General features: G+C 63.3%; 14 protein-coding genes and 1 pseudogene. 2 read left to right on the plus strand and 13 right to left on the minus strand.

Translation table 11 applies throughout. From position 1 onward, the window contains the following. Positions 1–13: 13 nt before the first annotated feature. Both AAHM40_RS18415 and AAHM40_RS18420 read right to left on the minus strand, forming a co-directional pair. Positions 14–1,054 (minus strand): phenylacetaldoxime dehydratase family protein, encoded by a 1,041-nt coding sequence (locus AAHM40_RS18415; RefSeq protein WP_342245923.1) that lies wholly within the window; start codon positions 1,052–1,054, stop codon positions 14–16. A gap of 87 nt (positions 1,055–1,141) precedes the next feature. Next, a complete protein-coding gene (locus tag AAHM40_RS18420; protein WP_342245924.1) occupies positions 1,142–2,038 on the minus strand; it encodes a transporter in 897 nt (298 codons plus the stop codon). 382 nt (positions 2,039–2,420) lie between these two features. On the opposite strand from AAHM40_RS18420, the gene AAHM40_RS18425 reads away from it, so the two are divergent. Both AAHM40_RS18425 and AAHM40_RS18430 read left to right on the plus strand, forming a co-directional pair. Continuing rightward, entirely contained in the window at positions 2,421–3,461 is a 1,041-nt protein-coding gene (locus AAHM40_RS18425) for an AraC-like ligand-binding domain-containing protein (RefSeq protein ID WP_342245925.1), read from the plus strand. A gap of 517 nt (positions 3,462–3,978) precedes the next feature. Continuing rightward, entirely contained in the window at positions 3,979–4,428 is a 450-nt protein-coding gene (locus tag AAHM40_RS18430) for a hypothetical protein (RefSeq protein WP_446731592.1), read from the plus strand. A 164-nt stretch (positions 4,429–4,592) separates the two neighbouring features. Here the strand turns inward: AAHM40_RS18430 and AAHM40_RS18435 are convergent, their stop codons facing one another. The 11 genes and pseudogenes from AAHM40_RS18435 to AAHM40_RS18485 all read right to left on the minus strand — a co-directional run bounded on the left by AAHM40_RS18435 (position 4,593) and on the right by AAHM40_RS18485 (position 14,761). Continuing rightward, positions 4,593–4,859 (minus strand): transmembrane sensor/regulator PpyR, encoded by a 267-nt coding sequence (locus AAHM40_RS18435; RefSeq protein ID WP_342245926.1) that lies wholly within the window; start codon positions 4,857–4,859, stop codon positions 4,593–4,595. Positions 4,860–4,934: 75 nt separating this feature from the next. Further along, positions 4,935–5,092 (minus strand): annotated as a pseudogene (locus AAHM40_RS18440) (NAD(P)/FAD-dependent oxidoreductase); the annotation flags it as partial. An 84-nt stretch (positions 5,093–5,176) separates the two neighbouring features. Then, complete coding sequence (locus AAHM40_RS18445; RefSeq protein ID WP_342245927.1) at positions 5,177–6,568, minus strand: LLM class flavin-dependent oxidoreductase; 1,392 nt, start codon at positions 6,566–6,568, stop codon at positions 5,177–5,179. A 78-nt stretch (positions 6,569–6,646) separates the two neighbouring features. Further along, positions 6,647–7,489: an amino acid ABC transporter permease gene (locus AAHM40_RS18450; protein ID WP_342245928.1), complete on the minus strand. Its 843-nt coding sequence runs from the start codon at positions 7,487–7,489 to the stop codon at positions 6,647–6,649. After that, on the minus strand, positions 7,486–8,307 hold the full coding sequence (locus AAHM40_RS18455) for a transporter substrate-binding domain-containing protein (RefSeq protein ID WP_342245929.1): 822 nt from the start codon (positions 8,305–8,307) through the stop codon (positions 7,486–7,488). The genes AAHM40_RS18450 and AAHM40_RS18455 overlap by 4 nt, the downstream gene beginning before the upstream one ends. A 36-nt stretch (positions 8,308–8,343) precedes the next feature. Next, complete coding sequence (locus tag AAHM40_RS18460; protein WP_342245930.1) at positions 8,344–8,997, minus strand: methionine ABC transporter permease; 654 nt, start codon at positions 8,995–8,997, stop codon at positions 8,344–8,346. Next, on the minus strand, positions 8,981–10,078 hold the full coding sequence (locus AAHM40_RS18465; protein WP_446731593.1) for a methionine ABC transporter ATP-binding protein: 1,098 nt from the start codon (positions 10,076–10,078) through the stop codon (positions 8,981–8,983). Before AAHM40_RS18465 ends, AAHM40_RS18460 begins: the two co-directional genes overlap by 17 nt. Before the next feature lies 1 nt (position 10,079). After that, entirely contained in the window at positions 10,080–10,874 is a 795-nt protein-coding gene (locus AAHM40_RS18470; RefSeq protein ID WP_342245931.1) for a MetQ/NlpA family ABC transporter substrate-binding protein, read from the minus strand. A gap of 21 nt (positions 10,875–10,895) precedes the next feature. Continuing rightward, complete coding sequence (locus AAHM40_RS18475) at positions 10,896–12,317, minus strand: LLM class flavin-dependent oxidoreductase (RefSeq protein WP_342245932.1); 1,422 nt, start codon at positions 12,315–12,317, stop codon at positions 10,896–10,898. Beyond that, entirely contained in the window at positions 12,317–13,516 is a 1,200-nt protein-coding gene (locus AAHM40_RS18480) for an SfnB family sulfur acquisition oxidoreductase (protein WP_342245933.1), read from the minus strand. Before AAHM40_RS18480 ends, AAHM40_RS18475 begins: the two co-directional genes overlap by 1 nt. A 3-nt stretch (positions 13,517–13,519) precedes the next feature. After that, positions 13,520–14,761 carry an SfnB family sulfur acquisition oxidoreductase gene (locus AAHM40_RS18485; RefSeq protein WP_342245971.1) on the minus strand — a complete coding sequence of 414 codons (1,242 nt, stop codon included), beginning with the start codon at positions 14,759–14,761 and terminating at the stop codon, positions 13,520–13,522. Positions 14,762–14,883 lie beyond the last annotated feature (122 nt).

Raw genomic sequence — 14,883 nt, forward strand, 5'->3', positions numbered from 1 at the left:
ATCACCGAGCGCTTCAGGCTCCGCGCATCAGTCCGGTGTCGGCGTGGCAGTTGATGTATTCGTAGCGCTGGTCTTCGGCGCGCAACACGCTCACTTCGTGGTAACCCTTCCACTTGAGCTCGGCCTGGAGCGTTTGCACCATGCGCATGAAGGTCCCGAAGATCTCGATGTGGGTGGGATGGGATTCGGACCAGCGCTCGAGGTGCGCCAGGGAGCGCCAGTGGCTGACCGAAAAACTTTTCTCCAGAGGTTGTCCGCTGGCGTCGATGTGCTGCATGTAGCGATTGCTGTAGCAACCGACGGGCAGGCCTTCATCGCGCAGGAAGTTCATGCCTTCGCGCAGTACCGGCTCCATCTCGCCGAGATACAGCTCGCGTTCCTTGTCGACCGTTTCGCTCCAGTCCTGTCCCGAGCGGATCACCGTCAGGTTTTCATGGCCCTTGATCACGACGCGGGACGGCCTCTCATCGGCTACCAGCGCACCTGCCGGCGCCATCGCATCGGTCTGGGACAGCGGAATCCGGTCGCGCATGCCGCCCCAGTAGCCATGTTCCTGAATCTCGTCGCTGCGGGTCCCCATGACGACGCCCACACCCACCAGGCCTTCTGGCATGGCGTAGAGCGTCTCGAAGCGCTCGACGCCCGGCGTCAGGATCTCGCGGAAGTAACCCAGGCCATCGCTGCCGCGCGCATCGGAGCCCCACCAGTCGGCGACCTGTGGGTTGGCTTCCCAGCGGGCGAGGGCAGCAGGATCGTCCCAGTAGGCGATGGCGAGCATGTTGTCGTAGCCGGCGGCATCCACGTAGTGGGAAAGGTCATGGTGCTGGGGGCCGTCGCCCAGGGCGAAGCTGGCCACGATCTGCCGCAGGGCCGCGCACGCCGCACCCAGCTGGCCCTCGCCTTTGGACTGGACGCCGAAGTAGCCCATCACGAACTGAGTGATTGAAGCGTCGGCGCGTCCCACCCAAGCCGGGAAGGGTGGGGTGTAGCCGTCGTCGATGCGCCGGTTGCGGGTACGTGGGCACATCAGATGCTTGTCGATTGCTGATTCCATGGTTTCCTCACAGTTTTTCAATGGCGTTGGCCGCCAATGCGCGCCGGTATGGCGCCTGGCTTGTTCTTGTTGGTGGTGCGAGCGAGGTCAGAACACCCGCGCGTAGCGAAGATTCATGCGGAAGTCTTCTCGCGGGCCGTTTTCGACGGAAAGGTCTCGGCCCAGCTGGATCTGCAACTGGTCCGTGGGGGTGAAGAAGCGGGTGGCGGTGAGACGGAAATTGGTGGTGCGCATGGCGTTGTCCAGGTCGACGCCATCGACCTCGGCTTCTCCACCCCAGGTCTGTCCGAAGCCGACGCCGAGCGAGGTTGCCGGGTCCGGCATGTAGCGCCCCATCAGCTGCGCGGCATAGGACGTCTCCTGCTTGAGGGTGGTCGAGCCGGGGCCGTAATCGTCGTTGTCGCCGTACCAGATCGCGTCGCCAACCAGATCCACAGCCCACTTGTCGCTGAAGTGCTTGATGTAGGCCGTCTGGAAATCGACCTTCCAGCGGTTCTCACCGAGGTTGATCGGATCGTCCTTGTCATAGCTGCCGGTGGGCACGTACAGGTAGGCGTTGAGGCTGAAGGTGTCGCGGGCGCTGTTGAGCAGGAACTTGATCGGTGCCGTCAGGATCAGGTCGCCGGTGCCGCTGGCATCGCCGAGCGGCGAAGCGTCGCCGCCGCTGGACACGTTGCCGAAGGGCAAGAGGAACTGCGGGTCGATGGTGACTGTGTCACTCAATTGGTAGACGTGCAGCAGGCGGAGGATGCCGATATCGGAAGTGAGGTTGAAGTCGGAGCTGGCCTCGTGACCGCGGACGCGCAGGGAGTCGGTAGTCGCATGTTGGTAGTAGACCACGCCGATGGTGGCGCCGGCGGGGTATTGCTCGTAGTCACCCGGCGCCACCTCCGCGGCGAGGGTGGAGAAGGAAACGCCGATCAGCGTCAGACTTGCCAGTAAGGATTTCTTAAGTTCGGGAAGCGTCAGTCTTATTGTTTTCATTGTGTCTGCCTTGCTCGGAAAAGCCCTCGACGGGGCAAGTTGAGTCCTTGACCTTCCTGGTCTCTCGTCAGGTCGTGGTTGGCGAAGAGGCGACTTCCGGCGGCCATCGCTCAGGCCGTGGGTGTTTGTCGCTGACTCAAGGATGAGGCCGTCGCGCACTGGGCTTCTTGGCTGAATCGGAAGCAAAAATGTGCTCAGACGGCCCTTCCGTCGCAGACCCTGGCAAGTGCCTGGAGGCTGTTGTATGAATTGCCCTAAGGCATCTGCCGGCAGTCGCGCATGGAGGGCTCCGCTTCGCATCGCGGGGTCCCGACGGTCAGGACAGGGAAGGGCAGAGCGGGCTAGGGAACCATCCTGAAAAAAATTCAATAAGAGGGGTGCAGTGCAATTGGTCAGCGAATCTCGCGGGCACTCAAAGGCTATTCCGCAACCCGGCGGCAAATCGCTGCCAGGTACCGACTGGTCGAGCGAAAGCGTTGACCTCACGACGCAACACAACTCGTTCAGCGAGCGGGTGGACTACTGGCGGGAAATGATCCTGCGGTTGTTCGCCGACGTGGAAATCGGCGCGATCCCGAACCCGGAGTTCTTCGGCAAGGTCCGCTCGCAGAAGTGCGAACTCCTCCGCGTCAGCGACGTCGGCGCCGCGGCGCAAGCCGTCAATCGCCGGCATTTGCAGCCCAGGTGCAAGGAAGAAGACAAATACTTTGCGGTGCTGATGCTTCAAGGCACCGAACACCTGGAACAGGATGGCAACCGGGCGGTGATCAGACCCGGCGATTTCTCCATCTACGACGCCACGCGGCCGCATTACCTGACGTTCGAAAATGACTGGCGGCAGATCATCGTCAGCGTGCCGCGAACCTGCCTCAACGAGCTGGTGGTGGATATGGAATATCGCACCGCGACGCGAATATCGACCGACAGTCCGGTGGGCAGGGTCATGCGCTCGTTCCTGGAAAGCCTCAACTCGCAGATCGGCCAGTTCACGCCTGCGGAAATGGCCCGGCTGTCCGAGTCGATCACCCATCTCATCACGCTGACCCTCGGCCATCTCCAGCCCATGGACCCCGAGCACTCGCGCTCGCAGGCGCTGACCCTCACGCGGGTCAAGGTCTACATCAACGACAACCTTGGCAATCCTGCCTTCAGCGCGCAGCAGGTCTCCCTGGCAACGGGGCTCTCCGTTCGATACATCAACAAACTGTTCGAGCAGGAGGGTGTTTCCCTTATGCGCTATGTGCTGCGCCGACGGCTGGAGCGCTGCGGCAGGGACCTTCTCAATCCGGTCAACGCCGCGACTCGAGTATCCGACATTGCCTTTCGCTGGGGCTTCAACGACCTTTCCCACTTCAGTCGGGTGTTCCGGGAGTTCTATGGTTTGGCGCCCAGGGAGTGGCGAGAAGTTCAGCTTAGGCGGTGATTGGCGCGCACTTCCTTGTCGCGATTTCTCCGAGCATTCCATCGCTGATGACTAGTTCATGCCGGCTGTTTTCTGCCAAGAGCAAGTAGGTGCAAATGACCGCTTCTCGCCGATCGCAGAAGTACATTGCGACCCATGTGCGTCAAAGTGGGGAAACCGATATCGATGTGTTCGAGCAAAAAACTCAGTAAGCGTCCTCCATGCCATCGTCGATCTCAATGCCCAGTTCGCGCGTCTGTTTGACCAGGCCCGCGCGGGCATCCGGCAAGTTGAGCAGGGCGAGTTTGCGCACTGCGGCCACTTCGGCCTCGGTGTAGGGCGGGTAGATGCCCGCTGCACACTGCTGAGGCGGGGTCGCCGCACGTCAGTGTCTCGGTCGCGCCTGGCCGTCGTTCACTATCGCAACCCGCTATGGCCGGCATGCGCCTCTGATTTTGGCGTGGGTTGGCGGGCCTCCCTAGAGTCGCGGAGGGAGCGCCTGTCCGTTCACACCAACAAGACCAGAACGAGCCTTTACATGCCCAGCTTCCGCCTCAGCGCCATCGCCCTGGCGCTTTTCCTGTCCGGCGGCGTCCATGCCGACCAGCCCGCTGCCGGCAAGCCTGCCACCGAGTTCACCCGCACCCTCAACCAGGACAGGCTCGAGCGCCTGCCGTTCGCCGACAAGGCTGATTTCGAGAATGCTCGCCGGGGGCTGCTCGAGCCCTTCAAGGGTGTCGTCGAAAATGCCGATGGGCTGCCGGTTTGGAACCGCAAGGCCTACGACTTCCTGGATGGCAGGGATGCCCCGGCCAGCGTCAACCCCAGCCTCTGGCGAATGGCGCAGTTGAACAACATCGCCGGTCTGTTCCAGGTACGCGAACGCATTTACCAGGTGCGCGGGCTGGACCTGTCGAACATGACGATCATCGAAGGCGACAGCGGGCTGATCCTCATCGACCCGCTGATCAGTACCGAACCCGCTTAGGCCATTGCTTGTTCTGTGGGGGCGAATTCATTCTGCTTGGCGATTGAAATGGCTATGCCTGCATTAGGTGTTGTAGGCAGCTGCATTGCCCGTAGGAGCTGGCTCTTGGCCCGAGGGTGAATTTGCAGCAGCAGATAACACAGACGTAGCGAGTGAAATCGCCCCTACAACGACGCCTGGCCGACCCATCCTGGGCAATCAGGTGCTTGCATTGAGCGGTACAGTGTAAGCAGGCGCAGCACGTAGCCGAGCTTGATCGAGGTCGGACCCAGCATCGTCAAAAGGTGCGCCAGTACCAGCGCACCGATCGACAGGTAGGCGTCAAGGAAGTAGGCCAGAAGGACCCCGATTGCGAGCATCGCCGTGCCGCCTGCCAGCAGATGGGTGGAGATTTTCAGTACGCGCCCGGGTGATTCGAAGAAGGCCAACATGGCCGCTTCCCTCTACAGAAGCAGGCTCGGCTGGCTTCCGTCACGAGGTGACGGAAGCCAGGGTTGGATGAGGGCTCAGGCCACCGGAATCATTGGGTCAGCGGCTGCCAGGGCGGTGCTGCGATCAGCTGCCGGGGGTAGATCCAGATGCCGTTGAACTGGCTCTTGAGCTCCTTGGCCCGCTGTTTCAGCAGCTTGACCTGGCGCTCTGCGGCAACGGCCCCTGTGCCGCCTCTCCGGCGAACTGTTCAGAGTTCTGGCCTGCATCGAGCTGCTGCATGCGCCCTACAAGGGTGGCGCACCGGCCGTCGCGAACTTCATGGCTCGCTCGTGCCGCTATCCTGCCTGAAACGCGCTCCGTAGGCGTTCGCCGGCAACCGACTGATGCCATCGGCGCGCAACCGTGAACGCAGTGTGCCGGTTTGTGGCTGGGTGCGATAAAGACCGCGTTTTTGCAGTTCCGGCACGATCAGTTCGGCGAAGTCGTTCAGGGTACCGGGGCTGATCAGCGGGTTGAGCATATAGCCGGTGGTGCCGGAAATCCGCGCGTGCTCTTCGATCCGTTCCGCCACCTGGGCAGGTGTGCCGACCAGAATCAGGTCGGTGCCGCGGGTGAGCCGGGTGAAGCGCTGGCGCACGTCGCCAGCGGTCAGGGGCTTGCCGCTGCCATCGGGGCGCATCACATAGGAGGTCATGCCTTCGGTGTGGGTGGTTAGCGGTTCATTGTCGGCATAGCGATCGATGTCGATGCCGGTGTCACCTGCATAGCTGACCAGTTGAGCCTGCAGGTGGTAGTTGCTTTGCAACTCGTCGTACTTCCGCTGCGCTTCGATGGCGGTCGGTGCGGTGACGATCCGCAGCACGGTAAGGGATTTCACGTCATCGGCGGCGCGACCGTTGGCTAATGCCTGGCGGGCGATGTCTTCGAGTCCGGCTCGGATCTCCAGTGGGTCGGATTTGGCGGTGAAGATTAGCTCGGCATGCTTGGCGGCGAACTGCCGCCCCCGGCCCGACCATCCGGCCTGGATCAGCAGCGGGCTGCGCTGGGGCGAGGGCGCTGTCAGGTGTGGGCCAGCGACGCGATAGTACTCGCCTTCATGGTCGATAAGACGTATCCGTTCGCCGCGGGCGAAGCGCGGGCCAGCCTTGTCGGCGACCACGGCATCGTCGGCCCAACTGCCTTCCCAGAGCTTGTAGACCACGTCCATGAATTCCTCGGCGCGCTCGTAGCGATCGTCGTGGCGGATCATCTGCTCCAGGCCGAAGTTGCGCGCGGCACTGGTGAGGTACGAAGTGACGATATTCCAGCCAATACGCCCGCCAGTCAGGTGATCCAGCGTGCTGAAACGCCGTGCGTGGCTAAACGGGTGCTCGTAGGTGGTGCTGACCGTTGCGCCGAAGGCCAGGTGTTCGGTGATGGCGGCCAGCGCCGGGATATGCAGCAACGGGTCGTTGGCAGGCGCTTCCACGGCCCATCTCAGTGCCGCGTCATGATTGCCGCCGTAGACGTCGTACAAGCCCAGTACGTCGGCGAAGAAGAACAGACCAAGGTTGGCCTGCTCGGCGATGCGTGCCTGGTTCGACCAGAACTTCAGGGTGTTGATGCCCAGGCGTTCATCGGCCGGGTGCGTCCACAGGCTTGGCGCGCCGCCGCAGCCGACGCTGGCTTGTTCGTAGAGGCCGAAAAGCAGGGGAGTGGGATCGGACATGGTGATTCTCGTTTGGCGGGTTCAAAGTCTGGCCGGCAGCACTGCCGGCGTCAGAGGGGGAAGGCCGGTGCATGACGGCTAGCGCCGTTCCTGGAATCCTCTGCCGTAGTGCCGCTCCAGGCGCGCCTGTATCAGTTCCAGACCGATCGACAGCAGCCAGTAGATGACGGCTGCGGTGGTTAATAGCTCGATGTAGCGATAGGAGGAGCGGCCGTAGGACTGGGCGAGGAACATGATTTCCCACACGCCCATCACCGAGACCAACGACGAGTCCTTGAGCATGGAGATGAACTGGTTGGTGGTGGGCGGCAGGATGGTGCGCATGGCCTGCGGCAGGACGATGCGCCAGAAGATCACGCTGCGCCGCATGCCCAGCGCCAGGGCAGCCTCACGCTGCCCCCTGGCTACGCCGAGTATGCCGGCACGGAAGATCTCGCTCAGGTAGGCACCGTAGTTCAGCGACAGGGCGAGGATGCCGGCGGTGATCGCTCCGGGTACCAGGCCCAACTGCGGCAGGCCCAGGTAGATAAGCAGGATCTGGATCAGCAGGGGCGTGCCACGGAAGAACGAGGCGTAGAAGGTGGCGATGCCGAAGGCCACGGCGCTGGACGACAGGCGTGCGAGGGCGGCGAGAAAACCGAGCAGCACCGAGACGATGATCGAACATAGGCTGAGAAAAAACGTCAGCGCCGCGCCCTGCAGAAAGCCATTCGGCCCCAGGCGGATGCCTACCAGGTTCGGCCACTTGTCGACGATCACCGAGAACTTCAGATCGAAGGTCAGGAAGAAGGTGACGCACAGCGCCAGCAAGGCCGCCCAAGTCAGGTAGAGGCGTACGCGAAAGCTGAAGAGGCGTGGCAGAGCAGGCAAAATGCCGGCCGCGAGGCGCGGCGGGCGTGGAGGTTGGGGAAAGACGGTCATTGGCTGATATCGGCGCCGATCCATTTCTGCGAGATCTTCGCCAGGGTGCCGTCCTGCTTCAGCGCCGCAAATATCTCCACCAGCTTGGCGTCCCACTGCGGGTCACCTTTCTCGGTTGCCACGGCATTGGGCTCGCCATACAGCACCTCGCCGGTAACCTTGAAGCGCGGATCGGCGGCGATGCGCTCCTTGGCGGTCACCAGGTTGGTGACCATGGCGTCCAGGCGCACGCCCGCGCCGATGGCGAGGTCCTGGAAGGCTATGGTCTCGTTGTCATAGGGAGCGATCTGCACCTGCTCGAAGGGGTAATCGATCTTCTGGTCTTCGGCTCCGTCGATGACCAGATCCTTGCGCAGGTAGCTCTCGTAGGTGGAGGCGGTGATCACGCCTACCTTCTTGCCGTTCAGATCCTGACCCTTCTGGATACGTTCATCCTTGGCGTTGACCACGATGACCGCCGGCGAGGCGTAGTAGTTGAGCGGGAAATTGAAAACTTCGGCACGCGCCTGGCTCGGGGTCATGGAGCAGATGCAGACGTCATAACGGCCACTCCAGCGGCCGGCGGCGATTACGTCCCAGGAGGGTGTTTCCAGGCGCAGGTTGACGCCAAGGCGTTCGGCCACGGCTTTGGCGATATCCACGTCGAAGCCGTCGAGCTGGTTCTGTTCATTGAGGAAGGAAAAGGGCGGGTAGTTTTCCATCAGTACACCGACCACCTCGCCGCGCTGCTGGACGCGATCGAGGACGGGGCCGGCAAGGGCACTGGAGCAGGTCGTGATCAGGGCGAGACCCAGGCTAAGCAGATTGCGTTTTTTCATTGCATCTCCGATGCGTGTTTTGAGTGGGGTGAGGAATCAGGCGCGGTGATTGAGGCACTTGGCCAATCGATCACCACTGAATTGAATGAGGCTGACCAGTACGACCAGGGCGACGATCACGGTCAGCATCACCTGGCTGTCGAAGCGCTGGTAGCCGTAGCGGTAGGCCAGGTCGCCCAGGCCGCCAGCTCCGATGGCACCGGCCATGGCGGAGGAGTTGATCATCGTCACCAGGGTGATGGTGAATCCACCGACGATGCCCGGCAGGGACTCCGGCAGCAGCACGTGCCAGACGATGTGCCAGCGCCTGCAGCCCATGGCCTGGGCAGCTTCGATCAGACCGTGGTCCACCTCGCGCAGGCTGACCTCGGCGATGCGCGCGAAGAACGGCGTGGCCGCGATGGTCAGCGGCACCACGGCGGCCCCTACGCCATAGGTGGTGCCGACGATCAGGCGGGTGAAGGGGATCAGCGCCACCATCAGGATCAGGAATGGAATCGAACGGAACATGTTGACAATCGCGCCCAGCACCTGGTTGAGCCGAGGCGCCTCGAACAGGCCGCCCTTGCTACTGGTTACCAGGAAGACCGCCAGGGGGATGCCTGCAAGCAGGGCGATCAGCGATGACGTGCCGACCATCAGCAGGGTGTCCAGCAGACCTTGCCAAAGACGCTCAAGCAGTAGCGGCATAACCCAGTACCTCCAGGTGATCGGCCAGTTGCCGGGCGTTGTCGATCAGCGTGTCGTGAGCGAAGGGCGATTCGCGGACTGCGAGGATCAGATGGCCGACGGCGTGGCCCTGGATGTGTTCGAGGCTGGCGTCGAGCAGCGTGACGCGACCGCCCAATGCCGCGCTCAGGGCCGGCAGATCCGGTTCCAGGCCGTTGCCGGCGAAGTGCAGGCGCAGTGCCAGTTCGTCCCCGGCGTCGAGGCGTTCGCTGCGCAGGCGCTGCTCGATGCGCGCTGGCAGGGTGTGCTGCAGTGGGGCGAGAAGGGTGCGTGTGACCTCATGGCGGGGCGTGCCGAATACGCGCCAGACCGGCCCTTGCTCAACCACTTCGCCTTGTTCCAGCACCACCACGCGGTCGCAGATTTCGCGGATCACCGCCATCTCGTGAGTGATCAGCACCACGGTCAGGTCCAAGCGTTGGTTGATCTCGCGCAGCAGGCCGAGGATGGCCTGGGTGGTCTCCGGGTCCAACGCGCTGGTGGCTTCGTCGCACAGCAGAATCTGCGGGTCATGCACCAGCGCGCGGGCGATGCCTACGCGCTGTTTCTGCCCGCCGGAGAGTTGCGCAGGGTAGGCCTTGTGTTTGTCCTGCAGGCCGACCAGTTCGAGCAACTCGCGCACTTTGCGCTGGCGCGCTTCGCGCGGCACGCCGGCTACCTTGAGTGGCAGCTCGACGTTCTGCCACACGGTCTTGGCCGACATCAGGTTGAAGTGCTGAAAGATCATGCCGATGCGGCGGCGCAACGCTACCAACTGATCTTCGCTGTAGAGGGCGATGTCGATGCCATCGATCAGCACTCGACCGCTGCTGGGTTGCTCCAGGCGATTGATGCTGCGCAACAGCGAGGACTTTCCCGCGCCGCTGCGACCGATGATGCCGAATACCTCGCCGCGATGGATCGAGAGGTCGATGTCGCGCAGGGCCTGTACGGGTCCCTGGGCGCCTTCGTAGGTCTTGGCCAGGCGGTCGAAGCGCAGGTGCACGTCGACATCCTGGCTGGCCTGGACGGCCTGTTGCAGATGGGGGTCGAAACCGCTCATGTCAGCTTTCCCAGCCCGGCTGGTAGAGCTTGCCGTGGGCCTTGTCCAGGGCAGCGCGAACGGCCGGCGAGTGCTGGTAGATGTCGATGAACTTGAGCAGGCGGGTGTCCTTGGCCTTCTGGGGCTGAGCGACGAACTGGATGATGTACTCGGGGTTGTCCAGGCCGTCGAATAGCAGCGCGGAGGCTGGATCGAAGGTGTTGGCAAGGCGGATGTAGGCGGGATAACCCTGCACTACGTCGACTTCTTCGTAGGCGCGCACCAGTTGCACGGCCTCCAGTTCGATGATGCGGATGTTCTTCGGGTTGGCGGTGATGTCCTCGCGGGTGGCTTTGTAGCCTACGTCCGGCTTGAGCTCGATCAGCCCGGCCTTGCGCAGCAGTTGCAGGCCGCGCCCGCCGTTAACCGGATCGTTGGCGATGGCCACGGTGGCGCCGTCCGGCAGACTGGCGAAGTCCTTGTAAGTTTTCGAGTACAGACCGACGTTGTTGAGCACGCCGCGCGCCACCGGCACCAGGTCGTAGCCGCCTTCCTTCTTGGCATTTTCAAGGAAGGGGATGTGCTGGAAGTAGTTCACGTCGATGTCGCCGTTGGCCAGGCTGACGTTGGGGGCGATCCAGTCGGTGAACTCGATCAGCTCCACATCTAACCCCTGCTTTTCCGCTTCGGCCACGGCCACTTCCAGCGGTGGGGCGAAGGCGGCGGTGGTGCCCAGCTTGAGGACGGGGTCGGCCTGGGCCAGCGTACTGGTAGCGAGCAGGGTACCGAGGGTCAGGGATTTCAGGGTCTTGAGCATTATGGGCGTCCTTGTTGTGGGTCAGAGCAGGCTCAACGCGGCAGTGCTGAAGCCATGCAGATCGTGGCGGATGGCTTTATCCCGATGCATGCGCTGGGGGTCGCGCCAGTTGGCACCGGGGTGATTGGCTGGCAGGCGCGGACCGTGGCCGAACAGCTTGTGGCGAAGGGCACCGTCTGCGTAGGCGGTCTTGTAGCGGCCACGGCTTTGCAGCTCGGGAATCACCAGGTCGATGAAGGCGGCGTAGCTTTCCGGGGTGACGATACGGGTCAGGTTGAAGCCGTCCAGGCCGGTGGCGTCGATCCAGGCGATCAGTTGTTCGGCCACCTGGCCGGGCGAGCCGACCACCAGCGTGTAGCGGCCGCCGAGGGCGTGCTGTTCCAGCAGGTGACGCTTGGTCCAACCTCTGAAGGTCTTGACCACCGATTCGATGGCGTTGGTCTTCTGCGCATGGATCGGCTCGTCGAGGCCGAAGGTGGCCAGGTCGATTCCGGTGGAGCTGGAGAAATGCGCGATGCCGGCCTCCGGGCTGGCATAGCGCAAGTACTCGGCGTGCTTGTCGCGAGCTTCCGCCTCGGTGGGCGCGACGATCACGCTGATGCCCATGAACACCTTAATCGAGTCGGCTTCACGCCCTGCCGCTACAGTGCTGGCGCGCACGTTGTCGACTTGGGCACGTACCGCCTCGTGGCTGTTGCCGCCGATGAACACGCACTCGGCATGCTGCCCGGCGAAACGCAGGCCACGTGCCGACGAGCCAGCCTGAAACAGCAGCGGTGTGCGCTGTGGTGACGGCTGGCACAGGTGATAGCCCTCTACCTGGTAAAACTCACCCTGGTGCAGCACCTTGTGCACCTTGCCCGGTTGCGCGTAAAGGCGCCGCTCGCGGTCGGCGAGCACGGCGTCGTCCTGCCAACTGCCTTCGAGCAATTTGTAGAGCACTTCCAGGTACTCGTCGGCCTGGTCGTAGCGGCGGTCGTGCTCGACCTGCTGACGCAGACCCATGGCTTTCGCCGCGCTGTCGAGATAGCCGGTGACGATGTTCCAGCCGACTCGGCCCTGGGTCAGGTGATCGAGGGTGGAGAGGCGCCGGGCGAAGATGTATGGCGCCTCGTAGGTCAGGTTGGCGGTCAAGCCGAACCCGAGGTGGCGAGTGGCCCCGGCCATGGCGGAAACCAGCAGCAAAGGGTCGTTGACCGGCAACTGGATGGCCTCCTGCAAGGGCAGGTCGATGCCGTTCTGGTAGACGTCGTAGACCCCGAGGATGTCGGCGATAAACAGCCCGTCGAACAACCCGCGCTCGAGCAGTTGAGCCAGGTCGGTCCAGTAGCTCAACTGGTTGAAGTTCACCGACTCATCGCGCGGATGCGTCCACAGGCCGTGGTGGATGTGCCCCACGCAGTTCATGTTGAAGGCGTTGAGAAGTATCTGCCGGGCGGCCATCAGATCGTCCCCCGGCGCGGCGGCAGGCGCTCGTTGAGGCTGTAGTCGCCGATTGCGTGATATTTCCAACGGACTGGGTCGTGCAGGGTGTGGGTGCGGGCGTTGCGCCAGTGGCGGTCGAGGCCGTACTCGGCGAGGGTGGCGCGACTGCCGGACAGTTCCAGTAGTTTGCTGGATACCAGCAGCGACACTTCCGTGCTGATTGCACGGGCCTCGGCCACGGCGATCGAGGCAGCCGCCACACTCTGCGCATTGGGCTCGGCTTGGGCGTGGTCGACGAAATCACCGGCACGTTCCAGCAGCGCCTCGGTGGCGTGCAGGCGGATCACCAGGCGACCGACTTCCTGCTGAGTCAGCGGATCGTCGCTGGCCTTGTCGATGCCGGCGTCGATCCAGGGGCGCGACTTTTGGCGCACGAAGTTCAGCAGGTCCTCGTAGGCTGCGCGGGCAATACCTGTGTCGATAGCAGCGTGCAGCAGTTGTGCCAGTGGGCCAACGGTGGTCGGGCGGTCGAAGGCACTCTGGAAGGGCACCACATCCTCAGCGGCTACCGGCACGTTGTCGAGAGTCACCGATCCGCTACCGGTGGTGCGCTGGCCAAAGCCGCTCCAGTCGTCGATCACCTGCAGGCCGGGCGTCTGGCGCGGGATGAAGGCCAGTTGTCCACGACCTTCGTCGTCTACGGCAAGCGTGGGAATGCGCTGGGCGTAAAGAGCTCCGGTGGCGTAAAACTTGCGCCCGTTGACGCGGTAGTGCGCGCCGTCTCGACTCAGGCGGGTGTTGCGATCCAGTGCGGTCTTGGTGCCGAGTTCGGCCAGGGCATTGCCGAAGCGGCGCCCGGCCAGAACTTCGCCGTAGAGGCGACGCTGCTGCTCGGCGTTGCCGTTGACCCGCAGCACTTCCAATGCATAGAAGTGGTTCTGCGGAATCTGCCCCAGCGACGCATCGGCTTGGGCGATGCGGGCGATTACCCGGGCCAGGGTGACATTGGAAACACCGGCGCCGCCAAAGGATTTCGGTACGCTGATGCCCCACAGGCCGGAGTGGCTGAACAGCTCCAGTTCGGTATGCGGCAGACGCCGTTCACGATCGCGCTCGGCGGAGCCGGGGCTCAGTACTCGGGCCAGGGCTGCGGCCACGTCCAGGGCTTCGGCGTCGCTGCGAATCAGCGTCGCCGTGGAAGTCAAAGGTGCGTTCATGGCTCAGATCCAGGAATGACGGGCAGGGTGGCGATGGTTGAGGTGCCAGGCACCGACGGCGTGGTACTTCCAGCGCACCGGGTCATGCAGGGTATGGGTGCGGGCGTTGCGCCAATGGCGGTCGAGGCCGAACTCGGCGAGGGTGGCGCGGCTGCCGGCCAACTCCAGCAGTTTTTCACTGGCCTGCAGGCTGAGCTCGGTGCTCAGCACCTTGGCTTCGGCCACGGCAATAGACGCCCGAGTGGCAGCATCGGCATCGATAGGCGCGGCGGCCACTTCGTCAAGCACCCGCCCGGCCCTGTGCAGCAGCGCTTCGGCGGCGTGCAGTTCGACCTGCAGGCGCCCGATGTCGGCGATCACGTAAGGGTCGTCACCGGCCTGGTCCACCTTGGCGTCGATCCAGGGGCGTGCCTTGTGGCGCACGAAGTCCATGGTGTCACGTAGCGCGCCATCGGCGATGCCCAGGTCAATGGCGGCCTGGATGAGTTGTGAAAAGGCGCCCTGGATGCTGGGTTTGTCAGCCAGCGTCCAAAGTGGGATGAGGTTGTTCTCGTCGACCTCCACCTCGTTGAGCAGCACGGTGCCGCTGGCAGTGGTGCGCTGGCCGAAACCGGACCAGTCATTGACGATGCGAAGGCCTGGGCGACCACGCTGGATGAAAGCCAGCCAGAGGCGGCCCTGTTCGTCCAGCGCCTTGGCTGCAATCCAGTGAGCGAACAGGGCGCCGGTGGAATAGAACTTCTCGCCACTGAACAGCCAGCGACCATTTTCCTGACGCAGGCGTGCCTGGATGTCCAGGGTGTGCTTGCTGCCACGTTCTGGACCGCCGTTGCCAATGCGCCAGCCAGCCAGCACGCTGGCGAACAGGCGCTGCTGTTGCTCGGGGCTGGCGGCGGCCTGTAGCAAACCGAGCAGGCCAAATTGGTTCTGTGGGATCTGTCCCAGTGCCGGGTCAACCGCGGAGATGATGCGAAAAACCTCGGCGATGGTCACATGGGACAATTGCGGGCCGCCGAAGTCGCGGGGCACGGCGATGCTGCCGAGTCCACTGGCGGTGAAGCGTTCCACCAGGTCCCAGGGCAGCTTGCGTTCACGGTCGCGCAGTACGGCTTCGCTCTCTGCCGCCTTGGCCAGCTCTTGCGCGGCCTGCAAGGCTTGGCAGTCGCTTTGAAGCACACGTGCGGGATACAGCGTTGGCACGATGTCGTGATCGTGTTGGGTTAGCAGCGGGGTAGCGCCGCACATCAGCTGTGTTTCCGGGTAGGAAAGGTTGTCCTCAGGGGTAGTCGGACGGGTCATGCGAACCTCATGTTCTAGGTACGTTCTGCGATGGCATGCATAGCGGATCTGTGAGCTACGGTTTGCGG

The organism is Pseudomonas sp. OTU5201 (assembly GCF_038440135.1).
Classification (GTDB): domain Bacteria; phylum Pseudomonadota; class Gammaproteobacteria; order Pseudomonadales; family Pseudomonadaceae; genus Metapseudomonas; species Metapseudomonas resinovorans.

Bases quoted from the DNA above. Each gene is read 5' to 3' on its own strand.
- AAHM40_RS18445 (WP_342245927.1), bottom strand. From the start codon at position 6,568: ATGTCCGATCCCACTCCCCTGCTTTTCGGCCTCTACGAACAAGCCAGC.
- AAHM40_RS18460 (WP_342245930.1), bottom strand. From the start codon at position 8,997: ATGCCGCTACTGCTTGAGCGTCTTTGGCAAGGTCTGCTGGACACCCTG.
- AAHM40_RS18465 (WP_446731593.1), bottom strand. From the start codon at position 10,078: ATGAGCGGTTTCGACCCCCATCTGCAACAGGCCGTCCAGGCCAGCCAG.
- AAHM40_RS18435 (WP_342245926.1), bottom strand. From the start codon at position 4,859: ATGTTGGCCTTCTTCGAATCACCCGGGCGCGTACTGAAAATCTCCACC.
- AAHM40_RS18450 (WP_342245928.1), bottom strand. From the start codon at position 7,489: ATGACCGTCTTTCCCCAACCTCCACGCCCGCCGCGCCTCGCGGCCGGC.
- AAHM40_RS18475 (WP_342245932.1), bottom strand. From the start codon at position 12,317: ATGGCCGCCCGGCAGATACTTCTCAACGCCTTCAACATGAACTGCGTG.
- AAHM40_RS18480 (WP_342245933.1), bottom strand. From the start codon at position 13,516: ATGAACGCACCTTTGACTTCCACGGCGACGCTGATTCGCAGCGACGCC.
- AAHM40_RS18470 (WP_342245931.1), bottom strand. From the start codon at position 10,874: ATGCTCAAGACCCTGAAATCCCTGACCCTCGGTACCCTGCTCGCTACC.
- AAHM40_RS18485 (WP_342245971.1), bottom strand. From the start codon at position 14,761: ATGTGCGGCGCTACCCCGCTGCTAACCCAACACGATCACGACATCGTG.
- AAHM40_RS18430 (WP_446731592.1), top strand. From the start codon at position 3,979: ATGCCCAGCTTCCGCCTCAGCGCCATCGCCCTGGCGCTTTTCCTGTCC.
- AAHM40_RS18420 (WP_342245924.1), bottom strand. From the start codon at position 2,038: ATGAAAACAATAAGACTGACGCTTCCCGAACTTAAGAAATCCTTACTG.
- AAHM40_RS18455 (WP_342245929.1), bottom strand. From the start codon at position 8,307: ATGAAAAAACGCAATCTGCTTAGCCTGGGTCTCGCCCTGATCACGACC.
- AAHM40_RS18415 (WP_342245923.1), bottom strand. From the start codon at position 1,054: ATGGAATCAGCAATCGACAAGCATCTGATGTGCCCACGTACCCGCAAC.